The following is a 16,852-nucleotide window of genomic DNA, read 5'->3' as shown; positions in this document are numbered from 1 at the left end:
TTCGGCTGGCCTAGCCTCGGCAACGTGCTCCAGGTCGATCCGATCACCGCCGTGACCCCGGCCCAGCTCCTGGCGGTCGCGGCGCAGGGCGAGGCCCTACCGCCGCCGTTCACCGTCGCCACCCTCTTCACCCAGGCCCGGGTCGACAACTGGCTCGCCCTCGGCCTGGTCCTGGCCGCCGGTCTCTACCTCTACGGCGTGCACCGGCTGAGGCTGCGCGGCGACCGCTGGCCGGTCGCCCGTACCGTGCTGTTCATCGGGCCGGGCCTCGGCGGCATCGCCGCCGTCACGCTCAGCGGCCTGCACGCGTACGACACCACGCTGCTCTCGGTGCACATGGTGCAGCACATGGTGCTGTCCATGATCGCGCCGATCTTCCTCGCCCTCGGCGCCCCGGTGACCCTGGCGTTGCGCACCCTCGGTGCCGGGCCGCGCCGCCGGCTGCTGGCCGTGGTGCACAGCCGGCTCGCCCGGGTGGTCGCGCATCCGCTCTTCGCGTTCGGGCTCTTCGTCGTCAACCCGTTCGTGCTCTACTTCACCGGGCTCTACCGGGTCACCCTGGAGAACGCGTTCGTCCACGAGGTGGTCCACGTCCACTTCATCCTCACCGGCTGCCTGTTCTTCTGGCCGCTGATCGGGCTCGACCCGCTGCCCGGCCGGTGGCCCTACCCGGGTCGCGCGCTGCTCATGGTGCTGTCGGTGCCGTTCCACACCGTGCTGGGGCTCACGATCATGCAGAGCAGCACGCTGTTCGGCGGTGACTGGTACCCGTCGCTGCAACTCGCCTGGGCCGACCCGTGGACCGACCAGAAGATCGCCGGCGGGATCCTGTGGGCCGGCGGCGAGTTCGTCAGCGTGACCATGCTGGCCGTACTCGTCGTGCAGTGGATGCGGCAGTCCGAGCGGGAGGCCCGCCGGATGGACCGCGAACTCGACCGCCAGGAGGCCCGCGAACTGGCCCGCGGGGCGTCCGACCCGGCGGCTGGCGACGCGGCCGGTGCGGCCGGTGTGGGCGGCGCGGCGGCCGGCGGCGCGTCCGGTACGGGCGGTGGGACCGCGGCGGCGGCTCCGGACGGTGGCCCGGCGGTTCCGCGGCCGGCGCCTGCGGTGGACGGCGATCTCGCCGGTTCGGCCGACGAACCGGCCGGCCGCGAGCCGGCCGCCGGGAAACCCGCCTGACGGTGGGCCGGGCGGTGGGGTCCGGCCGGGTCCGGACCGACCGGTAGGATCGGCGGGCAGCTACGACGTGGGAGCCTTGCCAGCGATGAGCGATCGTCTTTACACCGTCCTGCTCTACAGCGACGACCCGCAGGTCCGGGACCGGATGCGGCTCGCCGTCGGCCCCCGGCCGGCGAGCGACCTCCGGGTCGAGTTCCTCGACGCGTCGAGCTACGCGGAATGCCTCCGGCACGTCGACGACTACGAGATCGACCTGCTGCTGCTCGACGGCGAGGCGACCCCCGCCGGCGGCCTCGGCATCGCCCGCCAGATCCGCGACGAGCGGTCCGACACCCCACCCGTCTGCGTGGTGATCGCCCGGGCCGCCGACAAGTGGCTTGCCGCGTTCGCCCAGGTCGACGCCACTCTCGTGCACCCCCTCGACCCGGTGACCACCGGGCAGACCGTCGCCCGCCTGCTGCGTTCCGGCGCAAAGGGCGGCACGGTGGCGACGACCTAGCCGGCGCCGCCCGGGTCGCCGCCGCACTCCGACCCCCACCCCCGCTCGGGAGGCCCACCATGGGCGAACGGACCTGGCCCAGCCTGCTGTCCACGCTGCTGCGCGACGAAGAACTCTCCACCGCCGACACCGCCTGGGCCATGGGCGAGATCATGTCGGGTACGGCGACACCGGCGCAGATCGCCGGCTTCGCGATGGCCCTGCGCGCCAAAGGGGAGACCTCGGCCGAACTGGGCGGGCTCGTCGAGGCGATGCTGACCCAGGCCGTGCCCGTCGAGCTGCCCGACGACCTGCGGTCCCGCGCGATCGACATCGTCGGCACCGGCGGCGACCGGGCCCACACCGTCAACATCTCGACCATGGCCGCCATCGTGGTCGCCGCCGCCGGCGTACCCGTGGTCAAGCACGGCAACCGGGCCGCCTCGTCCTCCTGCGGCACGGCCGACCTGCTGGAGTTCTTCGGCATTCCGCTCGACCTCAGCCCCGAGGGCGTGGCGCACTGCGTCACCGAGGCCGGAATCGGCTTCTGCTTCGCGGGTCGTTTCCACCCCGGCATGCGGCACGCGGCCGTGCCGCGGCGTGAGATCGGCGTACCGACGGCGTTCAACTTCCTCGGCCCGCTGACCAACCCGGCCCGGCCCCGCAACGGCGCGATCGGCTGCTTCGACTCCCGGATGGCTCCCGTCATGGCCGGCGTCTTCGCCGCCCGCCGCGACTCGGTGCTGGTCATGCGCGGCGAGGACGGTCTCGACGAGTTCAGCACCGCCGCGCCGACGCGGGTGTGGGTGGTGCACGACGGCACCGTCACCGAGGCCGTCGCCGACGCCGCCGACCTCGGCGTCGCCCGGTCCCAGCCCGGCGACCTGCGCGGCGGCGACCCGGCCTTCAACGCCGAGGCGGCGCGGCGGATGTTCGCCGGCGAGCCCGGCCCGGTACGCGACGCGGTGCTGGTCAACGCGGCGGCGGCGTTCGCCGCTCACGGCGGGCTCGGCGGCGACCTGCTGACCTCGATGCGGGCCGGACTGGACCGGGCCGCTGTCACGGTCGACTCCGGCGCCGCCACCCGCCTCCTCGACCGCTGGGTAGAGGTGGCCCGCACCGCCCCCTGACCCCCGCGCACCTCACCCGCGATCTCCGCTTCCCGCGCCTCCGCTTCCCGCGATCTTGCAGTTGTCTCCTCCATTCGCCCGTTTCGTCGGGCGATAAGTGCAAGATCGCGGGGGAGTGGGGGCGGAGCGGGCCGGGTCAGGTGAGGGTTTCGGCGAAGGTGGCGATGCGGGTCGCCAGCGGGGCGCTGGCGCGTACCCAGACGAAGTGGTCCAGCCGGCCGCCGGCCTGCGCCATCGTGTAGCGCTCACGCCGCACGGGCGCGGACTCGAACTTGGCGCACAGGTGGTCGAGCGTCTCGTGCGGGGTGAACTGGTCGTCGTCCATGCTGACCGCGAGGACCGGGGTGTCGATCCCGGGTACGGCGGCCTCCGCGTCGACGCCGCCGATCGCCGGGAAGCGGCCGGTCCGTGCGGTGTGTCCCCAGTCGCGGATCACCCCACGCGCCTGCCGGCCGCCGAATCCCCACCCCGGCCACACCCCCAGCAGCGCGGACGTGGCGACGATGCCCTGCGTGTACGGCAGCACGCCGTAGCGCCGGCCGCCCCGGTACAAACGCCAGTACGGCATCCCGACCGCGACCAGCACCAACCCGTCGACGGTCGCGTCACGGGTGAGGGCCAGGTGCAGTACGGCCGCCTGGCCGCCCAGCGAGTGGCCGAGCAGCAGCCGTCGCCGGCCGGCGAATCGGGGCTTGACGGCGTCGAGCACCGCGCCGACGTCGTCGACGAGTTCGGCGTAACCGTACGTCGAGGCGCGGCTCGGCGGGGGCGTGCTGGTCCCGGTGCCGCGCAGGTCGGCGACGACGACGGCGAGTCCGGCGGCGCGCAGTTCGGCGGCGAAGGGGCGGTAGTAGTGCGCCCGTACGCCCATCGCCGGGAAGATCACCACGACGGGAGCGTCGACCACGCCATCGGGTTCCGGATAGATCTGGAGTCCGATGCGGTCGGTGCCCCGGTCGAGATGTTCCTGGGTGTATTCGAGCGTCACCGGGCCAGCCTACGAGCGCGATGTTACCGCTGGGTAGCGTGTTCCGGATCACCAGGGCGGACGCGGGTACGGCGGTGTGCCCCGCCGCTCGTCCGGTCGCTGCTCGTCCGGTCGCCGAGTCGGCGTCGGTACCGCTCAGGCCACGTCGGCACGCCTTGGTGGCTCGGTCGGCGTCGGCGGGTCCGGCGGCGTTCGGCGGTCCCGCCGGCTCGGTCGACGTCGGTGGCTCCGATCGCTCGGTCGACGTTCGGCGGTTCCGCCGGCTCAGTCGGCGTCGGCGAGCCCGATCGCGAACGCCTCTTCCAGGTCGTGCCGGGAGTAGGCGCGGAAGGCGATGTGCGTCTGCGTGTCGAGCACGCCCGCAACCTTGGAGATTCCGCCGGCGATGACCTCGGCGATCTGGTCGAACTCGCGGACCCGGACCATCGCGACCAGGTCGACGCCACCGGCGACCGAGTAGACCTCGCTGACCCCGGGCAGGTCGGCCAGCTTGCCGGCCACCTCGGGAATCGAATCGGTTACGCAGTCAACCATGACTATCGCCGTGATCACCCGGTCCACCTTTCCCGCCAGCTACGTCGCCGTACATCCTAGATCCGCGGCCTGGACCCTGCCCCCGCGCTCTTTGATCCCGCCGATCAGAGGACGCAGTGCTCCCTGATCGCGGTGATCAGGGACGGCGTACCTCGACACGCCGACGACTTGCCCGCCTCAATCCCTGATCACGGTGATCAAGGGGCTTGGTGCTCCCTGGTCACGGGGATCAGGAGACGGTGAGGTCGCGGCCGACCCGGACGGCGTCGCTCAGGGTCTCGCCGGCCGCCACCACCGCGCCCGGCCAGACGACCGCACGCCGGACCGTCCCCGCCACCTCCGCGTCGGCGCCGACCACCGCCTGGCGTACCCTGCCGGTCACCCGCGCCCGCGGGTCCACCAGCTCACCGCCGCCGGCCGCGTGCAGGTTGGCCGCCAGATAGTCACGCGGCGTGCCGGTGTCCAGGTAGGTGCCGGCGAACGGCACCACCTCGAGCGCGCCGTCGGCCTCGGCGGGCCGCCAGACGGTACGTACCAGCTCCGCCGGATCCGGCGGCAGGTCCCGGACGTACCGCCAGGGCAGCAGGGAGAACCCGGCGAAGCGGTGTCCGCCGAAGCCGCCCCGTTCGGCCGGGTCGTCGAGCGGCTGCCCGAGCAGGCGTACGGTTTCACCGTCCCAGCCGGCGAGCAGCGCCGCGATGTCGGCACCCGGTGGCACGGCCCCGGCAAGGTACGCGTCGGCGTTGCCTACGAGCACTCCCCGCCCGCCGATCCAGTCCCGCAGGTTGCCGATCCCGCCGGAGGTGCCCAACGGCGCGCCGGGCTCGACCGACAGGTGGGTCCGGCCGCCGACGTGGGCGACCACCTGGTCACCGAGGTAGCAGGCGTTGACGGCGACCCGGTCGGTTCCGGTGAGGCCGAGCCCGGCGACCCGGTCCAGCGCCCGGTCGAGCAGCGCCACGTTCCCGACCGGACACAGCGCCTTGGGCAGTTGTTCGGTCAGTGGCCGCAGGCGCCGGCCCTCGCCGGCGGCCAGCACGACGGCGCAGACCCCATCGGGTACGCCGCTGCCGGCCGCCGCCCCGCCGGTCGGCCCGGTCACCGACCACCCTCCGGATCGGACCGTCGGGCCGGCGCGTCCTCCGACACGGTCGCAGGCTCCGCCGGGGAGCCGGTTGTGCTGTCGCCGCCCGCTTCGGCGGCAGCCCGTCGGGCGTCGGCCGGTGCAGCGCCCGCAGGGCCGGCGTTGCCGGTTTGGTCGGCGTCGCCCGCTGGGCCGGCAGCGTCCGTTCGGCCGGCAGCGTCCGTTCGGCCGGCAGCGCTTGCGGGGCCGGCGTCGCCCGCTGGGCCGGAGGCGCTTGCCGGGCCGGGGGCGCTTGCTGGGCCGGGGGCGGCGAGCGGGCCGATGCCGTAGTGGGCGAGCAGCCGGGCGGTCGCCGGGGTCAGCCGGGGCAGCGCGTCGAGCCGGTGCCATCCGGCCTCGAACACCTCGGCACCGTCGACGGACAGGGTCGTGCCGGAGGCCGGTACGGATGCCTCGAACACGACGTCGACCCAGCCCTTGGCATGCACGATCGCGTTCGGGACGGCCGGCCGCAGGGCGCTGGGCGGCAGGTGGACGCCGCTCTCCTCGTGCAGTTCGCGGGCTGCCCCGACGACCGGTGCCTCACCGCGTTGCAGCAGGCCGGCCGGCAGGCTCCAGCCGCGTCCGGGTGGCTGGCGCAGCAGCAGGAGCCGGCCGGGCGCGTCGGATTCGCTGTCGCGCAGCAGGGTCACCGCCCCGACGATGTACTTCGGTACGGCGAGCCGGACGAGCCGTCGCCGCACCGGATGCGGCAGGCGGTAGAACGTCCGGTAGAACAGGGCACGACTGGGCGACCGCCGGGAGTTCACCCCCCAAGGCTAGAGCCCCCACCCGAGACCCGGCTCACACCCCCGTCGAGATCGTCTGCGGCTGAGGCGCTCCGCCGCCGGCGCGTCGGGTGTCCGAACCACAGACGATCGAGGCCAGACGAACGCCACCCCCCAGGTTCGACGCACCACCGTCACGCTCGCGAATCCGCTGTGAGCACGCCGATTCCGCCGCTGTCGCCCACAACAGCCCCCGCCCACAGCCCCAGCCCTCACCCCACAGCCCCCCAGCAGCCCCCACCCCACGGGGCCCGCCCCGGCCCGCCCCCCTGAAACGATGGTGCGGCCGATGTCGAGGTGCGGCGCCCGCTCGAGTCACCCTGCCCCGCCCCACGGCCCGTAAAGCTGCTCTGGTCCTGTTCGGTCTACGTGCGCTCCGCGCACGTCCCTCACACACACCTGACAAGCCCGCACCGGAGAGGCAACCCGACACCCACAAAGCCCGCTGCCACGGGCTTAACCCGACACCCACAAAGCCCGCTGCCACGGGGGTTAACCCGGCACCCACGAAGCCCGCTGCCACGGGGTTAACCCGGCACTCACGACAAGAGATGCACTTGAGCAGCCCGAAGGGCTTCTAATTCCGCTTGTCCACCAGATCGATCAACTGTTCGACCACCTGGTCCGGCTCGATGGCGCGGTCGACCACCGCGACGAGCATCGTCTCCAGGTCGGGATAGCCCATCTCTCCGGCGAGTCGCCGTAGTGGCGCGTCGTTGGCCAGTCCACGGTCGTGTTTGCGCAGTGCGAGGCCGATGGTGGCGCGTCCGAGGCGTACCTTGTCGGTGATGCTGATGCCGGGTTCCTCGTGTTCGGCGAACCAGCGGTTGATCTGCATCTGGGCGTGTGGTGACTTGACGAAGCCGAGCCATTCGCGGCGTGGTCCGGCCGCGGCGCTCGTCGCGTCGATGTGGGCGTGCCCGTCGCTCTCGGTGAAGATCTCGACGACGTCGCCGTCGTCGAGTTGGGACGACAGGGGGGCCAGCCGGCCGTTGATCTTCGCCGCCAGGCAGTGGTCGCCCTTGTCGCTGCCGAGTTCGTACGCCAGGTCGACCGGTGTGGAGCCGGCCGGCAGGACGAGTTGACGGCCGTTGGAGAAGACCTGGATCTGGCTCTCGGACAGGTCGCAGCGCAGCGATTCGAGGAACTGGGCCGAGTCGGCGGTCTCCTGCTGCCAGTCGAGTACCCGGCGTAGCCAGCCGAGCTGGTCGGCGCCGCTTTCCCGTTCGCCGTCGGCCCTGGGGAAGCGGAACTGTTCGGCGACGCCGTATTCGGCGGACCGGTGCATGGTCTCGGTGCGGATCAGCACTTCGACGGGGCGTTCGTCGGGGCCGACGACGGTGGTGTGCAGCGACCGGTAGAGGTTGTTCTTCGGTGAGGCGATGAAGTCCTTGAAGCGGCCGGCGACGGGGCGCCAGCGTCCGTGGATGGCGCCGAGCGCGGCGTAACAGTCGGTGTCGGGGCCATCGACGACCACGGCGATGCGGGGTAGGTCGTGGGGGACCGGTGACCGCTGTGCGACGGTGTCCTTCCAGATCGAGTAGAGGTGCCGGTCACGGACGGCCACCGAGGCGGTGACCCGGTGGTGGCGCAGCGCCACTTTTGCCTGGGCCACGAAGTGCGCCAGGTATTCGTTCCATCCGGGACGGTGTTCGACGTGTTGCTTGATCTGGGCGTGTGCCTCGGGCTCCAGATGTAGCAGTACGGTGTCGTCGAGGTCGCGCTTGAGCGCCTGGATGCCGAGCCGGTCGCAGAGCGGCACCAGTACGTCCTGGGTGGCGCGGGCGATCCGGGCCCGGGAGGCCGGCGAGCGGGCGTCGAGCGTACGCATGTTGTGCAGCCGGTCGGCCAGCTTGATGATCAGCACCCGGACGTCCTTGCCGGCGGCGACGATCATCTTGCGGATGGTCTCGGCCTCGGCGGCCTTGCCGTAGAACGCCTTGTCGAACTTGGTGACGCCGTCGACCAGGTGGGCGACCTCGGGGCCGAAGTCGTCGTCGAGCGCCTGCAGCGTGTACTGGGTGTCCTCGACGGTGTCGTGCAGCAGCGCGGCGACCAGGGTGGTGGTGTCCATGCCGAGTTCGGCGCAGATCTGCGCGACGGCCAGCGGATGTGTGATGTAGGGCTCGCCGCTCTTGCGGAACTGGCCGCGGTGCATGTTGTCGGCGATGGCGTAGCTGCGGCGCAGGACGGCCGTGTCGGCGGAGGGGTGGACGCCGCGGTGGGCGCGGGCCAGTCTGGCGACCGGGTCGTCGTCGGACGACGGCCATGACAGCAGCGACCGTAGGCGTCTGGTCAGCGGGATCTCGCTCTGCTTTGTCGACAGGGCGCGTCCGAGAACGGCGCCGCGGCCGGCGTCGAGGTCCACGCGGTGACACCTCCTCACCCCGCCCTGTGACGCCCCGACCACTGTCCGGACATGTTGGACGGGTCGGCAGGCGTCCGAACCGGGCGTTGGCTGCCAGTAATCTACTTGTCCAACAGCCTATGCGAGGGATGGTAGTCCGATCGGTTGGTTGCTTATGGGCGTTCGGTCGAGTCTTTTGTCGACGGTGCCCCTTCGGCCCTCCTGAGCAGCTCACGGTAACGAGCCGCGCCACGAACGGGTGACATCCATCCGGTGGAGGTCTCGACCAGTCGGGTTTCCGGTCGTTCGAGCCACGACAGGATCCGCTCCGTCTCCTCCGCCGTGGCGTTCGGGATCGGCCCGGTGCCCGGCAACACCGTCTCCGCGGTCGCCCGGAGCAGGTCCAGCGTCGGTCGGGGGTGGACACCCGGCGGCGACGTGCCGGCCGCCGCGAGCCGGCCGTGGCGTACGACGGCGATCTCCCACCCGCCCGCCGGGGCCCGTCGGGCGGCCACCAGCTGCGCGATCGTGGTCAGCCCGGTGAGCCGCTGCATCCGGATGGCGGCCCGCAGCACGGCGGCGAGCCGGCCGCGTACGACCGCCGCCTCCTCGTAGCGTTGGGTCTGGGCCAGGGTGTCGATGCGGGCCAGCAGCGCGTCGACGACCACCTGCGGGTCGGTGGCGGCGGTCCGGAACGGCGCGACGGCGCTCCGGTCGTAGTCGGCCACCGAGATGCCGTGCTCGCACGGTGCCGCGCACCTGCCCAGCTCGGCCAGTACGCAGGCCGCGATCGTGGTGCGGGTCGACAGCTTGTGCGTGCACTGCCGCAGCGGCACCGCGTCGTGCAGGCCGGCCGCGGCCAGCTCGGCCGCCTGGCGCGAGGTGAACGGCCCCAGGTAGGCGTCGTCGTCGGCGCCCAGCGCCCGGACCACGGACAGCCGTGGGTAGGGCTCCCGGGTGAGCTTGAGCCAGACGACCCGGTCGGGGAACTTCGACCGCCGGTTGTACGGCGGCGCGTGCGCCCCGATCAGCCGCAGCTCGCGTACCTCGGCCTCGAGCGCGTGGGCACACTCGACCGCCTCCACCCGCTGCGCCGCCCCGATCATCTCCGACATCCGGGCCCGCTTCTCCGCGGCGGTGAAGTAGCTGCGTACCCGGGTCGCGATGTCGACCGACGTGCCGACGTAGAGGGGGCGGTCGTCGGCGGCGCGGAAGATGTAGACGCCGGGCACGTGCGGCAGCCCGTCGGCGAGGTGCCGTTTGCGCCGCTGGGTCGGGGTGACCGCCTTGGCGAACTCCATCGCGTCGCCGATGGTGTGCACCCGGTGCCCGCCCAGCCGGGCGATCAGCCCGTGCAGTACGTCGACGGTCGCCTTCGCGTCGTCGAGGGCCCGGTGGGTCGGCTGCTGCCGGGTACGGAAGTAGGCGGCGAGCGTGCCGAGCTTGCGGTTGGGCACCTCGTCGCGGGTGAGCACCCGACGGGCCAGCGCGGCGGTGTCGAGCACCCGGGGGTTGGGCCACGGATAGCCGTGCCGGGCACAGGCCGCCTTGAGGAACCCGACGTCGTACGGCGCGTTGTGCGCCACCAGCACGGCGCCGCGCAGGAACTCCAGCAGGCTGGGCAGCACCGCCTCGACCGGCGGGGCCGGGGCGACCATCGCCTGGGTGATGCCGGTCAGCACGGTGATGAACGGCGGCACCGGCACACCCGGGTTGACGAGGGTCGCCAGGATGCCCAACTCCTCGCCGCCGCGGACCTTGACCGCGCCGATCTCGGTGATGCCCCCGCCGTCCGGGGCGCCGCCGGTCGTCTCCAGGTCGAGCACGACGAAGGTGGTCTCGCGGAGCGACACGGCGCCGGGGTCGGCGAGCTGGGCGTCGAGGGTGCCCTGGACGTAATCGGGTCGGACCACGGGCGGCAGGGTACGGTGCCGGTACGACACTCCCGCCCCACGGGTACCACCGGTAACGATCTGGTCTCCGGGGTCAGTTCGTTGAGCCATCGAGCGGGCGACGCCGGGACGGTGGGAGACTTGTCTGATGTCCCTGCCGGAACCGTCCGACGACCGCCTGCCCGTGGCGGCGGTCGACGCTGCGCGCGCCGTGGAGGCGGACGCGCCGCCGGACGACGCGGCGGCGGGCGGCGACGCCGGACCGGATCTCGAGCCCGAGCCGGTGCTGCCCGAGCAGGTCCGGCAGCGGGTGGTGGGGCTGGCCGCGGGCATGCTGCCGGGCCTGCCGGCGGACGAACTGCCGGTCGCGTTGCGCAAGGTCGCCAAGTTCGCGCCCAACCGCCGGGCCCGGCTCGGCGGTGCCGCCATCGCCACCCAGCTCGCCGGCGACCCGCTCTTCCGGCAGCGGATCACCAATCGGGTGCTCGCCGAGGCCGGTGAGCTGGGCGCGGCCGTCATCGAGGGGGCGTGTCCGGCCGCCGCCGACCCGGTCGAGGTGGCCGCCCTGGCCTACCTGGCCCGCCCGGCCGGCTGGCGCGACCTGGTCGAGGCCGCCGGTGCGGCCGTACGGGCCGAGGCCGACAGCGCGGTCGTCGCCGAGCTGGTCCGGGAGGCCGAGCAGCGGGCCACCCGGGCCGAGCACGACCGGGCGGTCGCCAAGGTCGAGGCCGACAAGCTGCGTGACGAGCTGGCCCGGGTCCGCGAGGAACTGGGGCAGCTGCGCGAGGAGTCCCGGGTGCTGGCCCGTACGCTGCGCGAGACCCAGGCCCGGGAGCGGCGCGCCGCCGAACTGCTGGCCACCGAGAAGGGCCGGGCCAACCGGGCCGCCGCCGACCACGACGCCGAGCTGCGCCGTCTGCGGGCCCGGCTGGCCGAGGCCGAGTCGCTGGCCGGCGCCGCCCGGCACAGCGCCAAGGAGGCCCGGTCGGTCGACGACGCCCGCCTCTGGTTGCTTCTGGAGACCATCGGGCAGGCCGCCGTGGGGCTGCGCCGGGAGCTGGCGCTCGATCCGGCCGACCGGCTGCCGGCCGACTTCGTCGCCGACGAGTTCGCCGAGGTGCCCGGCGCCCCCGACAAGGCCCGGGCCCGTGCCCAGGACACCGACGACCCGGGGCGGCTCGACCAGTTGCTCGCGCTGCCGCGGGCGCACCTGGTGGTCGACGGCTACAACGTCACCAAGCGCGGGTTCGCCGAGATGTCGCTGGAGCAGCAGCGCAAGCGGCTGATCACCGGGCTGGGCGGGATCGCCGCGCAGACCGGCGACGAGGTGACGGTGGTCTTCGACGGCGCCGAGCGGGTGCACGGGCTGCCGCCGGCGCCGCGCGGGGTGCGGGTGCTGTTCTCCCGCAAGGGGGAGACCGCCGACGAGCTGATCCGCCGCCTGGTCCGGGCCGAGCCCGCCGGCCGCGCGGTGGTCGTCGTCTCGTCGGACCGCGAGGTCGCCGACGGGGTACGTCGCCACGGCGCCTATCCGCTCGGTGCCGACTCGTTGCTGCGTCGCCTCGCCCGCTCCTGACCTGCGGTTTCTTCTGTCCTGGCCGGCCGGGTGGTGGTGTTTGGGGCACCGCGTGGGGTTCCGGCAGGGATGACCAGATCTTGACGGCTCATCCCGCGTGCCGGGTTTTGTCGTACCCCGGCCATATCGTCACGTCACCGACGGTGGTCGGTCCGCGACGGACCACCGTCGGACGAGGAGCCGGGGGCCGGCGTGCGGACCCCGCAACGCTGAAGGAGTGGCGATGCTCATCGATTGCCAGAGCTGCACCGTCCGTGGTGCGGCCTGTCGGGAGTGCGTGGTCACCGCGCTGTTCGACGCCCCCCGCGAGATAGCCGAACTGACCCCCGACGACCGCCAGGTGCTGGAGATCCTGGCCCGGGCCGGGCTCGACCCACAGGTGATCACCGACCGGCCGCCGACCACCGCCGGGCCGGTACGCCTCGCCCCACCCACCCGTCGCCGTTCCCGCGCCCGCCGCGTCGCGTAGCGCCCGCCCGGCCCGGACGGCACGGCGGTGGGCCATAGGATTGGGCGCACACCGGCGTGGCGGAGGGGGACGGTCCGGATGACCACTCGGACGTGGGCGGCCGTCACGCTCGCCGCACTCGTCGTGGCCCTGGTCGTCGTGGTGCTCCTGCTGGTGCCGTGGAATGACCCGGCGGCCCCCCGGGCCGAGCAGCTCGCCGCCCTGCGCGACCTGCCGGCCGACGACGTCGAGCGGGGGCGCGCTTTCCACGCCGCGCTGCGGCCGGGCAGCTACGGTGCGCTCGCGGTCGGCCTGGTCGTGGCCCTGTTGCTCGGCCTGACCCCGCTGGGCGCCACGCTCGTCGCGCTCGGCGGCCGGCCCTTCGGTGACCACTGGATCGCCCAGGCGCTGGTCGGCGGGCTCGTGGTGGTGCTCGTCGCCGACCTCGCCACGCTGCCGTTCGCCGCCTGGCGGCACGCCGTCGTCAGCCGGCACGGACTCTCCACCCAGGGCTGGGGCGGCTGGACCGCCGACCTGCTCAAGTCGTACGTGGTCAGCGCCGTCATCGGCGGGGTGGCGCTGCTGGTCTTCTACACCGTGACCCGGCTGGCCCCCCGCTGGTGGTGGGCGCTGGGCGCCGCCGGGGCCGCGATCCTGGTCGTACTGCTGTCGCTGATCCTGCCGGTGGTCGTCGAGCCGGTCTTCAACCGGTTCACCCCGATGGCGCAGGGCCCGCTGCGTACCGAGCTGATGGCGCTCGCCGAACGCGACGGGGCGCCGGTGCGCGACGTACTGGTCGCCGACGCCTCACGGCGTACCCGGGCCGTCAACGCGTACGTCTCCGGCATCGGGCCGACCCGACGCATCGTCGTCTACGACACGCTGCTGCGCGAGGCGACCCCGGGTGAGGTGAAGACCGTCGTCGCCCACGAGTTGGGGCACACGAGTAACGACGACGTGTTCACCGGCACCCTGATCGGTGCCCTGGGTGCCGCGGCGGCGGTCGTCACCGTCTTCCTGCTCGGCTCGTGGGGCGGGCTGCTGCGGGCGGCCGGCGTCGACTCGATCGCCGAACCGCGGGCGTTTCCGCTGCTGCTGGCCGTGGTCGCGGTCGGCGCGCTGGTCGCCACCCCGGTACAGGCCCTGGTGTCCCGGCAGGTCGAGCGGCGGGCCGACGTCCACGCGCTGACGCTGACCGGCGACCCGGCGACGTTCGAGGCGATGCAGCGCCGGCTCTTCGCGGTCAACCTCGGCGACCCCGACCCGCCGCCCTGGCACCAGCTCTGGTCGGCGTCGCACCCGTCCACCGTGCAACGCATCGCCGCCGCCCGCGCCTTCGCCGAAGGAGACCGCCCGTGAGCGGATCAGGCGTCAGCCACCGGACCCTGTTGATCACCAACGACTTCCCGCCCCGGCCGGGCGGCATCCAGCAGTTCGTGCACAACCTGGCGCTGCGGCAGCCGGCCGGCTCCGTCGTCGTCTACGCATCGACCTGGTCCGGCGCCGACAAGTTCGACGCCGAGCAGCCGTTCGAGGTGGTGCGCGAGGACACCGGCATGCTGCTGCCGACGCCGGCGGTGGCCCGTCGCGCCGCCCGACTGGCCCGGGCGTACGACTGCGACACGGTCTGGTTCGGTGCCGCCGCCCCGCTCGGGCTGCTCGCCGCCGGGCTGCGGAGGCGGGCCGGGGTGCGGCGGGCGGTCGCGCTGACCCACGGCCACGAGGTCGGCTGGACGGCGCTGCCCGGCGCCCGGGCCACCCTGCGCCGGATCGCCCGGGGCAACGACGTCGTCACCTACCTGGGCGAATACACCCGGGTACGGCTCGACCGGGCGCTGCGCGGGCTGACCCGGCTCGAACGGCTCGCGCCCGGGGTCGACGTCGAGGCGTACCACCCCGGGGTGGACGGTGCCGGGGTCCGGGCCCGGCTCGGACTCGCCGACCGGCCGGTGGTGGTGTGTGTCTCCCGGCTGGTGCCGCGCAAGGGACAGGACGTGCTGATCCGGGCGCTGCCGGCGATCCGCCGCCGGGTGCCGGGGGCGGCGCTGCTCGTGGTCGGTGGCGGCCCCCACCGCGCGACGCTCGAACGGTTGGCCCGCGAGGCCGGCGTCGAATCCGACGTGGTCTTCACCGGGTCGGTGCCGTGGGCGGAGTTGCCGGCGCACTACGCGGCCGGCGACGTCTACGCGATGCCGTGCCGCACCCGAAACCGGGGGCTCGACGTGGAGGGGCTCGGCATCGTCTACCTGGAGGCGTCGGCGACCGGGCTGCCGGTCGTCGCCGGTGACTCCGGTGGCGCGCCGGACGCGGTGGTCGAGGGCGAGACCGGATACGTCGTCGGTGGGCGGGACGTCGCCGCGGTCGCCGACCGGGTAGCCGGGCTGCTCGCCGACCGCGAGCTGGCCCGACGGATGGGTGCGGCGGGCCGGGCCTGGGTGGAGCGGGAGTGGCGTTGGGAGACGCAGGCGGCCCGGTTGTCGGCGCTGCTGTGTCCCCCGACCTGACGGCGACCGCCGGTCGGGTCCCGACCGGCGGCGCGGAACTCAGGGGGTCGGCCGGGAGCCGACGACGGTGGTGCCGACCGGTCGGCCGAGCCGGGCCGTGATGTCGTCCGCCGGGCCGGGCCGGCCGAACAGGTAGCCCTGTGCGGTGTCGCAGCCGATCGCCCGTAGGCGTTCGGCCTGCCAGGCGGTTTCGACACCCTCGGCGGTCACGGTGAGGCCGAGGGTGTGCGCGAGCGAGACCAGGGTGGTCAGGATCCGCTCGTCGGTCGCGGTGGCCAGGTCCGGGTACGGCCGGCGCAGTCCCTCGACGAACGAGCCGGCGATCTTCAGCTCGTGGACCGGCAGGGTTCGCAGGTAGGCGAGGTTGGAGTAGCCGGTACCGAAGTCGTCGATCGCGATCCGGATGCCGCGGTCGTAGAGGGTGCGCAGGGCGCGTACGGGGCCCGCCGAGTTGCTCATCAGGGCGCTCTCGGTGATTTCGAGCTGAAGGCGTCCGGGCGGCAGGCCGGTGTGGTCGAGCAGGGCGAGGACCTCGTCGACCAGCCCGGGGTCGTGGACCTGCCGGACGGCGAGGTTGACGCTGACGAACGGTGCGCCGGGATCGAGGTCGAGCCAGCGTCGCGCCTCGCGGCAGGCCTCGGCGAGCGCCCAGCCGCCGAGCCGGACGATCAGGCCGGTCTCCTCGGCGAGGCCGATGAACTTGTCCGGCCGCAGGATTCCGGTCTCCGGGTGCCGCCACCGCACCAGAGCCTCGACGCCGAGGATCCGTTCGTCGGAGAGTGACACCAGCGGCTGGTAGTCGAGATAGAACTGGCCGTGGTCGATCGCGGCCGGCATCGCCGCCGACAGCGCGTAGCGGGTGATCTCCTCTTCGTTGCGTACCGGATCGAACAGCGACCACCGGCCCTTGCCGGCGTCCTTGGCCCAGTGCAGGGTGACGTCGGCGGCCCGCATGACGTCGCCGGCGGTGGTGCCGGCGACGGGGCGTTCGACGATGCCGGCGCTGGCAGACACAGTCAGCTCGTGTCCCTCCACGATGGCCGGCCCGGCGATGGCCCGCAGGGCCGCGTCGGCGACCCGTACGACGTCTTCGGTGCAGGTGCTGTCCTCGACCAGGATCACGAACTCGTCGCCGCCGAGCCGGGCCACCAGATGCCCGCCGACGGCGCGGTGCAGCCGGTCGGCGACCGACACCAACAGGCGGTCGCCGATCTGGTGCCCGAGCGCATCGTTGATCATCTTGAAGCCGTCGAGGTCGACGAAGCAGACGCCGAGCCGGCGGTCCCGGTGCGGACCGGCGAAGACGGCGTCGAGCGACTGAGTGAAAAGGGTGCGGTTGGGCAGCCCGGTGAGCGGGTCGTGGGTCGCCTGGTGCCGGAAGCGGGCCTCGCTCTCCCGGAGCGCCGTCTCGGCCTGCTGGCGGGCCACCATCGCGGCCCGCCGGATCGACTCCTGCTCGTCGAGGGTCCGGTCGCGAAGCGCCCGGGTATAGCCGGTGGCCACCGTGCCGAGCAGCCGGGAGAGCCGGTCCCGGGCGTCCGCGCCGGACATCCCGAGGTCGCGCAGCAGCCGCAGGTCGATCACCTCGACGGTGCGGCCGAGCCCTTCGGGGGCGGCGATGTGGGCGTCGATCAGGTCGACCCCGATCTGGTAGCCGGCCCGGGGGTGGAACGGCTCGGCGCGCAGCGCCTCGGCGAGCCGGTCGGTCAGCCCGCCGAGGTACGCCTCGAGTTCGGTCTGCGTCATCGGCACGTAGCAGGTGCCGGTGACCGCCCGGGCCCAGGCGGCGGCGAAGGCGGTTCGCCCCGGGTGGGTGGCGGAGCGGCCGGCGTCCGCTCCGCCGGCCGGACCGGTGCCGGGACGGT

The 16,852-nt window shown here is 73.5% G+C and carries 12 protein-coding genes and 2 pseudogenes; 7 read left to right on the top strand and 7 right to left on the bottom strand.

Annotated elements, in window-relative coordinates; translation table 11 throughout:
- Positions 1 to 24: 24 nt before the first annotated feature.
- From Prubr_RS02305 to trpD, 3 genes and pseudogenes are all read left to right on the top strand, one after another.
- Positions 25 to 975 (top strand): annotated as a pseudogene (locus Prubr_RS02305) (cytochrome c oxidase assembly protein); the annotation flags it as partial.
- Between the two features lie 289 nt (positions 976 to 1,264).
- A complete protein-coding gene (locus tag Prubr_RS02300; RefSeq protein WP_212821131.1) occupies positions 1,265 to 1,678 on the top strand; it encodes a response regulator in 414 nt (137 codons plus the stop codon).
- A gap of 59 nt (positions 1,679 to 1,737) precedes the next feature.
- The gene (gene trpD / locus Prubr_RS02295; protein WP_212821129.1) at positions 1,738 to 2,787 is read left to right on the top strand and encodes an anthranilate phosphoribosyltransferase; all 1,050 of its coding nucleotides are present in this window, start codon (positions 1,738 to 1,740) and stop codon (positions 2,785 to 2,787) included.
- A gap of 136 nt (positions 2,788 to 2,923) precedes the next feature.
- Here the strand turns inward: trpD and Prubr_RS02290 are convergent, their stop codons facing one another.
- From Prubr_RS02290 to Prubr_RS02265, 6 genes and pseudogenes are all read right to left on the bottom strand, one after another.
- A complete protein-coding gene (locus tag Prubr_RS02290; protein WP_212821126.1) occupies positions 2,924 to 3,775 on the bottom strand; it encodes an alpha/beta hydrolase family protein in 852 nt (283 codons plus the stop codon).
- Between the two features lie 264 nt (positions 3,776 to 4,039).
- The gene (locus Prubr_RS02285) at positions 4,040 to 4,327 is read right to left on the bottom strand and encodes an Lrp/AsnC family transcriptional regulator (protein ID WP_212821124.1); all 288 of its coding nucleotides are present in this window, start codon (positions 4,325 to 4,327) and stop codon (positions 4,040 to 4,042) included.
- Between the two features lie 211 nt (positions 4,328 to 4,538).
- On the bottom strand, positions 4,539 to 5,411 hold the full coding sequence (locus Prubr_RS02280) for a nucleotidyltransferase family protein (RefSeq protein WP_212828989.1): 873 nt from the start codon (positions 5,409 to 5,411) through the stop codon (positions 4,539 to 4,541).
- Positions 5,412 to 5,677: 266 nt separating this feature from the next.
- Positions 5,678 to 6,202, bottom strand: a pseudogene (locus Prubr_RS36595) (NUDIX hydrolase); the annotation flags it as partial.
- Between the two features lie 595 nt (positions 6,203 to 6,797).
- The gene (locus tag Prubr_RS02270; RefSeq protein WP_212821120.1) at positions 6,798 to 8,588 is read right to left on the bottom strand and encodes a RelA/SpoT family protein; all 1,791 of its coding nucleotides are present in this window, start codon (positions 8,586 to 8,588) and stop codon (positions 6,798 to 6,800) included.
- A gap of 152 nt (positions 8,589 to 8,740) precedes the next feature.
- On the bottom strand, positions 8,741 to 10,480 hold the full coding sequence (locus tag Prubr_RS02265; protein ID WP_281425875.1) for a DEDD exonuclease domain-containing protein: 1,740 nt from the start codon (positions 10,478 to 10,480) through the stop codon (positions 8,741 to 8,743).
- A 127-nt stretch (positions 10,481 to 10,607) separates the two neighbouring features.
- On the opposite strand from Prubr_RS02265, the gene Prubr_RS02260 reads away from it, so the two are divergent.
- The 4 genes from Prubr_RS02260 (at position 10,608) to Prubr_RS02245 (ending at position 14,987) form a co-directional block, all read left to right on the top strand.
- Entirely contained in the window at positions 10,608 to 12,035 is a 1,428-nt protein-coding gene (locus Prubr_RS02260; RefSeq protein ID WP_212821116.1) for an NYN domain-containing protein, read from the top strand.
- 223 nt (positions 12,036 to 12,258) lie between these two features.
- A complete protein-coding gene (locus tag Prubr_RS02255; protein ID WP_212821114.1) occupies positions 12,259 to 12,504 on the top strand; it encodes a hypothetical protein in 246 nt (81 codons plus the stop codon).
- A gap of 78 nt (positions 12,505 to 12,582) precedes the next feature.
- On the top strand, positions 12,583 to 13,842 hold the full coding sequence (locus Prubr_RS02250) for a M48 family metalloprotease (RefSeq protein ID WP_212821112.1): 1,260 nt from the start codon (positions 12,583 to 12,585) through the stop codon (positions 13,840 to 13,842).
- Complete coding sequence (locus Prubr_RS02245; protein WP_212821110.1) at positions 13,839 to 14,987, top strand: glycosyltransferase family 4 protein; 1,149 nt, start codon at positions 13,839 to 13,841, stop codon at positions 14,985 to 14,987. Before Prubr_RS02250 ends, Prubr_RS02245 begins: the two co-directional genes overlap by 4 nt.
- Before the next feature lie 39 nt (positions 14,988 to 15,026).
- Here the strand turns inward: Prubr_RS02245 and Prubr_RS02240 are convergent, their stop codons facing one another.
- Positions 15,027 to 16,733 (bottom strand): putative bifunctional diguanylate cyclase/phosphodiesterase, encoded by a 1,707-nt coding sequence (locus tag Prubr_RS02240; protein ID WP_212827357.1) that lies wholly within the window; start codon positions 16,731 to 16,733, stop codon positions 15,027 to 15,029.
- Positions 16,734 to 16,852: the final 119 nt, after the last annotated feature.

The organism is Polymorphospora rubra, from assembly GCF_018324255.1.
In the GTDB taxonomy this organism is placed as follows: domain Bacteria; phylum Actinomycetota; class Actinomycetes; order Mycobacteriales; family Micromonosporaceae; genus Polymorphospora; species Polymorphospora rubra.
This window is presented reverse-complemented; position numbering and strand designations above follow the sequence as displayed.

What these genes read in the sequence shown, in the direction of transcription:
- Prubr_RS02300 (WP_212821131.1), top strand. Translation starts at nt 1,265, where the DNA reads ATGAGCGATCGTCTTTACACCGTCCTGCTCTACAGCGACGACCCGCAG.
- trpD (WP_212821129.1), top strand. Translation starts at nt 1,738, where the DNA reads ATGGGCGAACGGACCTGGCCCAGCCTGCTGTCCACGCTGCTGCGCGAC.
- Prubr_RS02260 (WP_212821116.1), top strand. Translation starts at nt 10,608, where the DNA reads ATGTCCCTGCCGGAACCGTCCGACGACCGCCTGCCCGTGGCGGCGGTC.
- Prubr_RS02255 (WP_212821114.1), top strand. Translation starts at nt 12,259, where the DNA reads ATGCTCATCGATTGCCAGAGCTGCACCGTCCGTGGTGCGGCCTGTCGG.
- Prubr_RS02250 (WP_212821112.1), top strand. Translation starts at nt 12,583, where the DNA reads ATGACCACTCGGACGTGGGCGGCCGTCACGCTCGCCGCACTCGTCGTG.
- Prubr_RS02240 (WP_212827357.1), bottom strand. Translation starts at nt 16,733, where the DNA reads ATGACGCAGACCGAACTCGAGGCGTACCTCGGCGGGCTGACCGACCGG.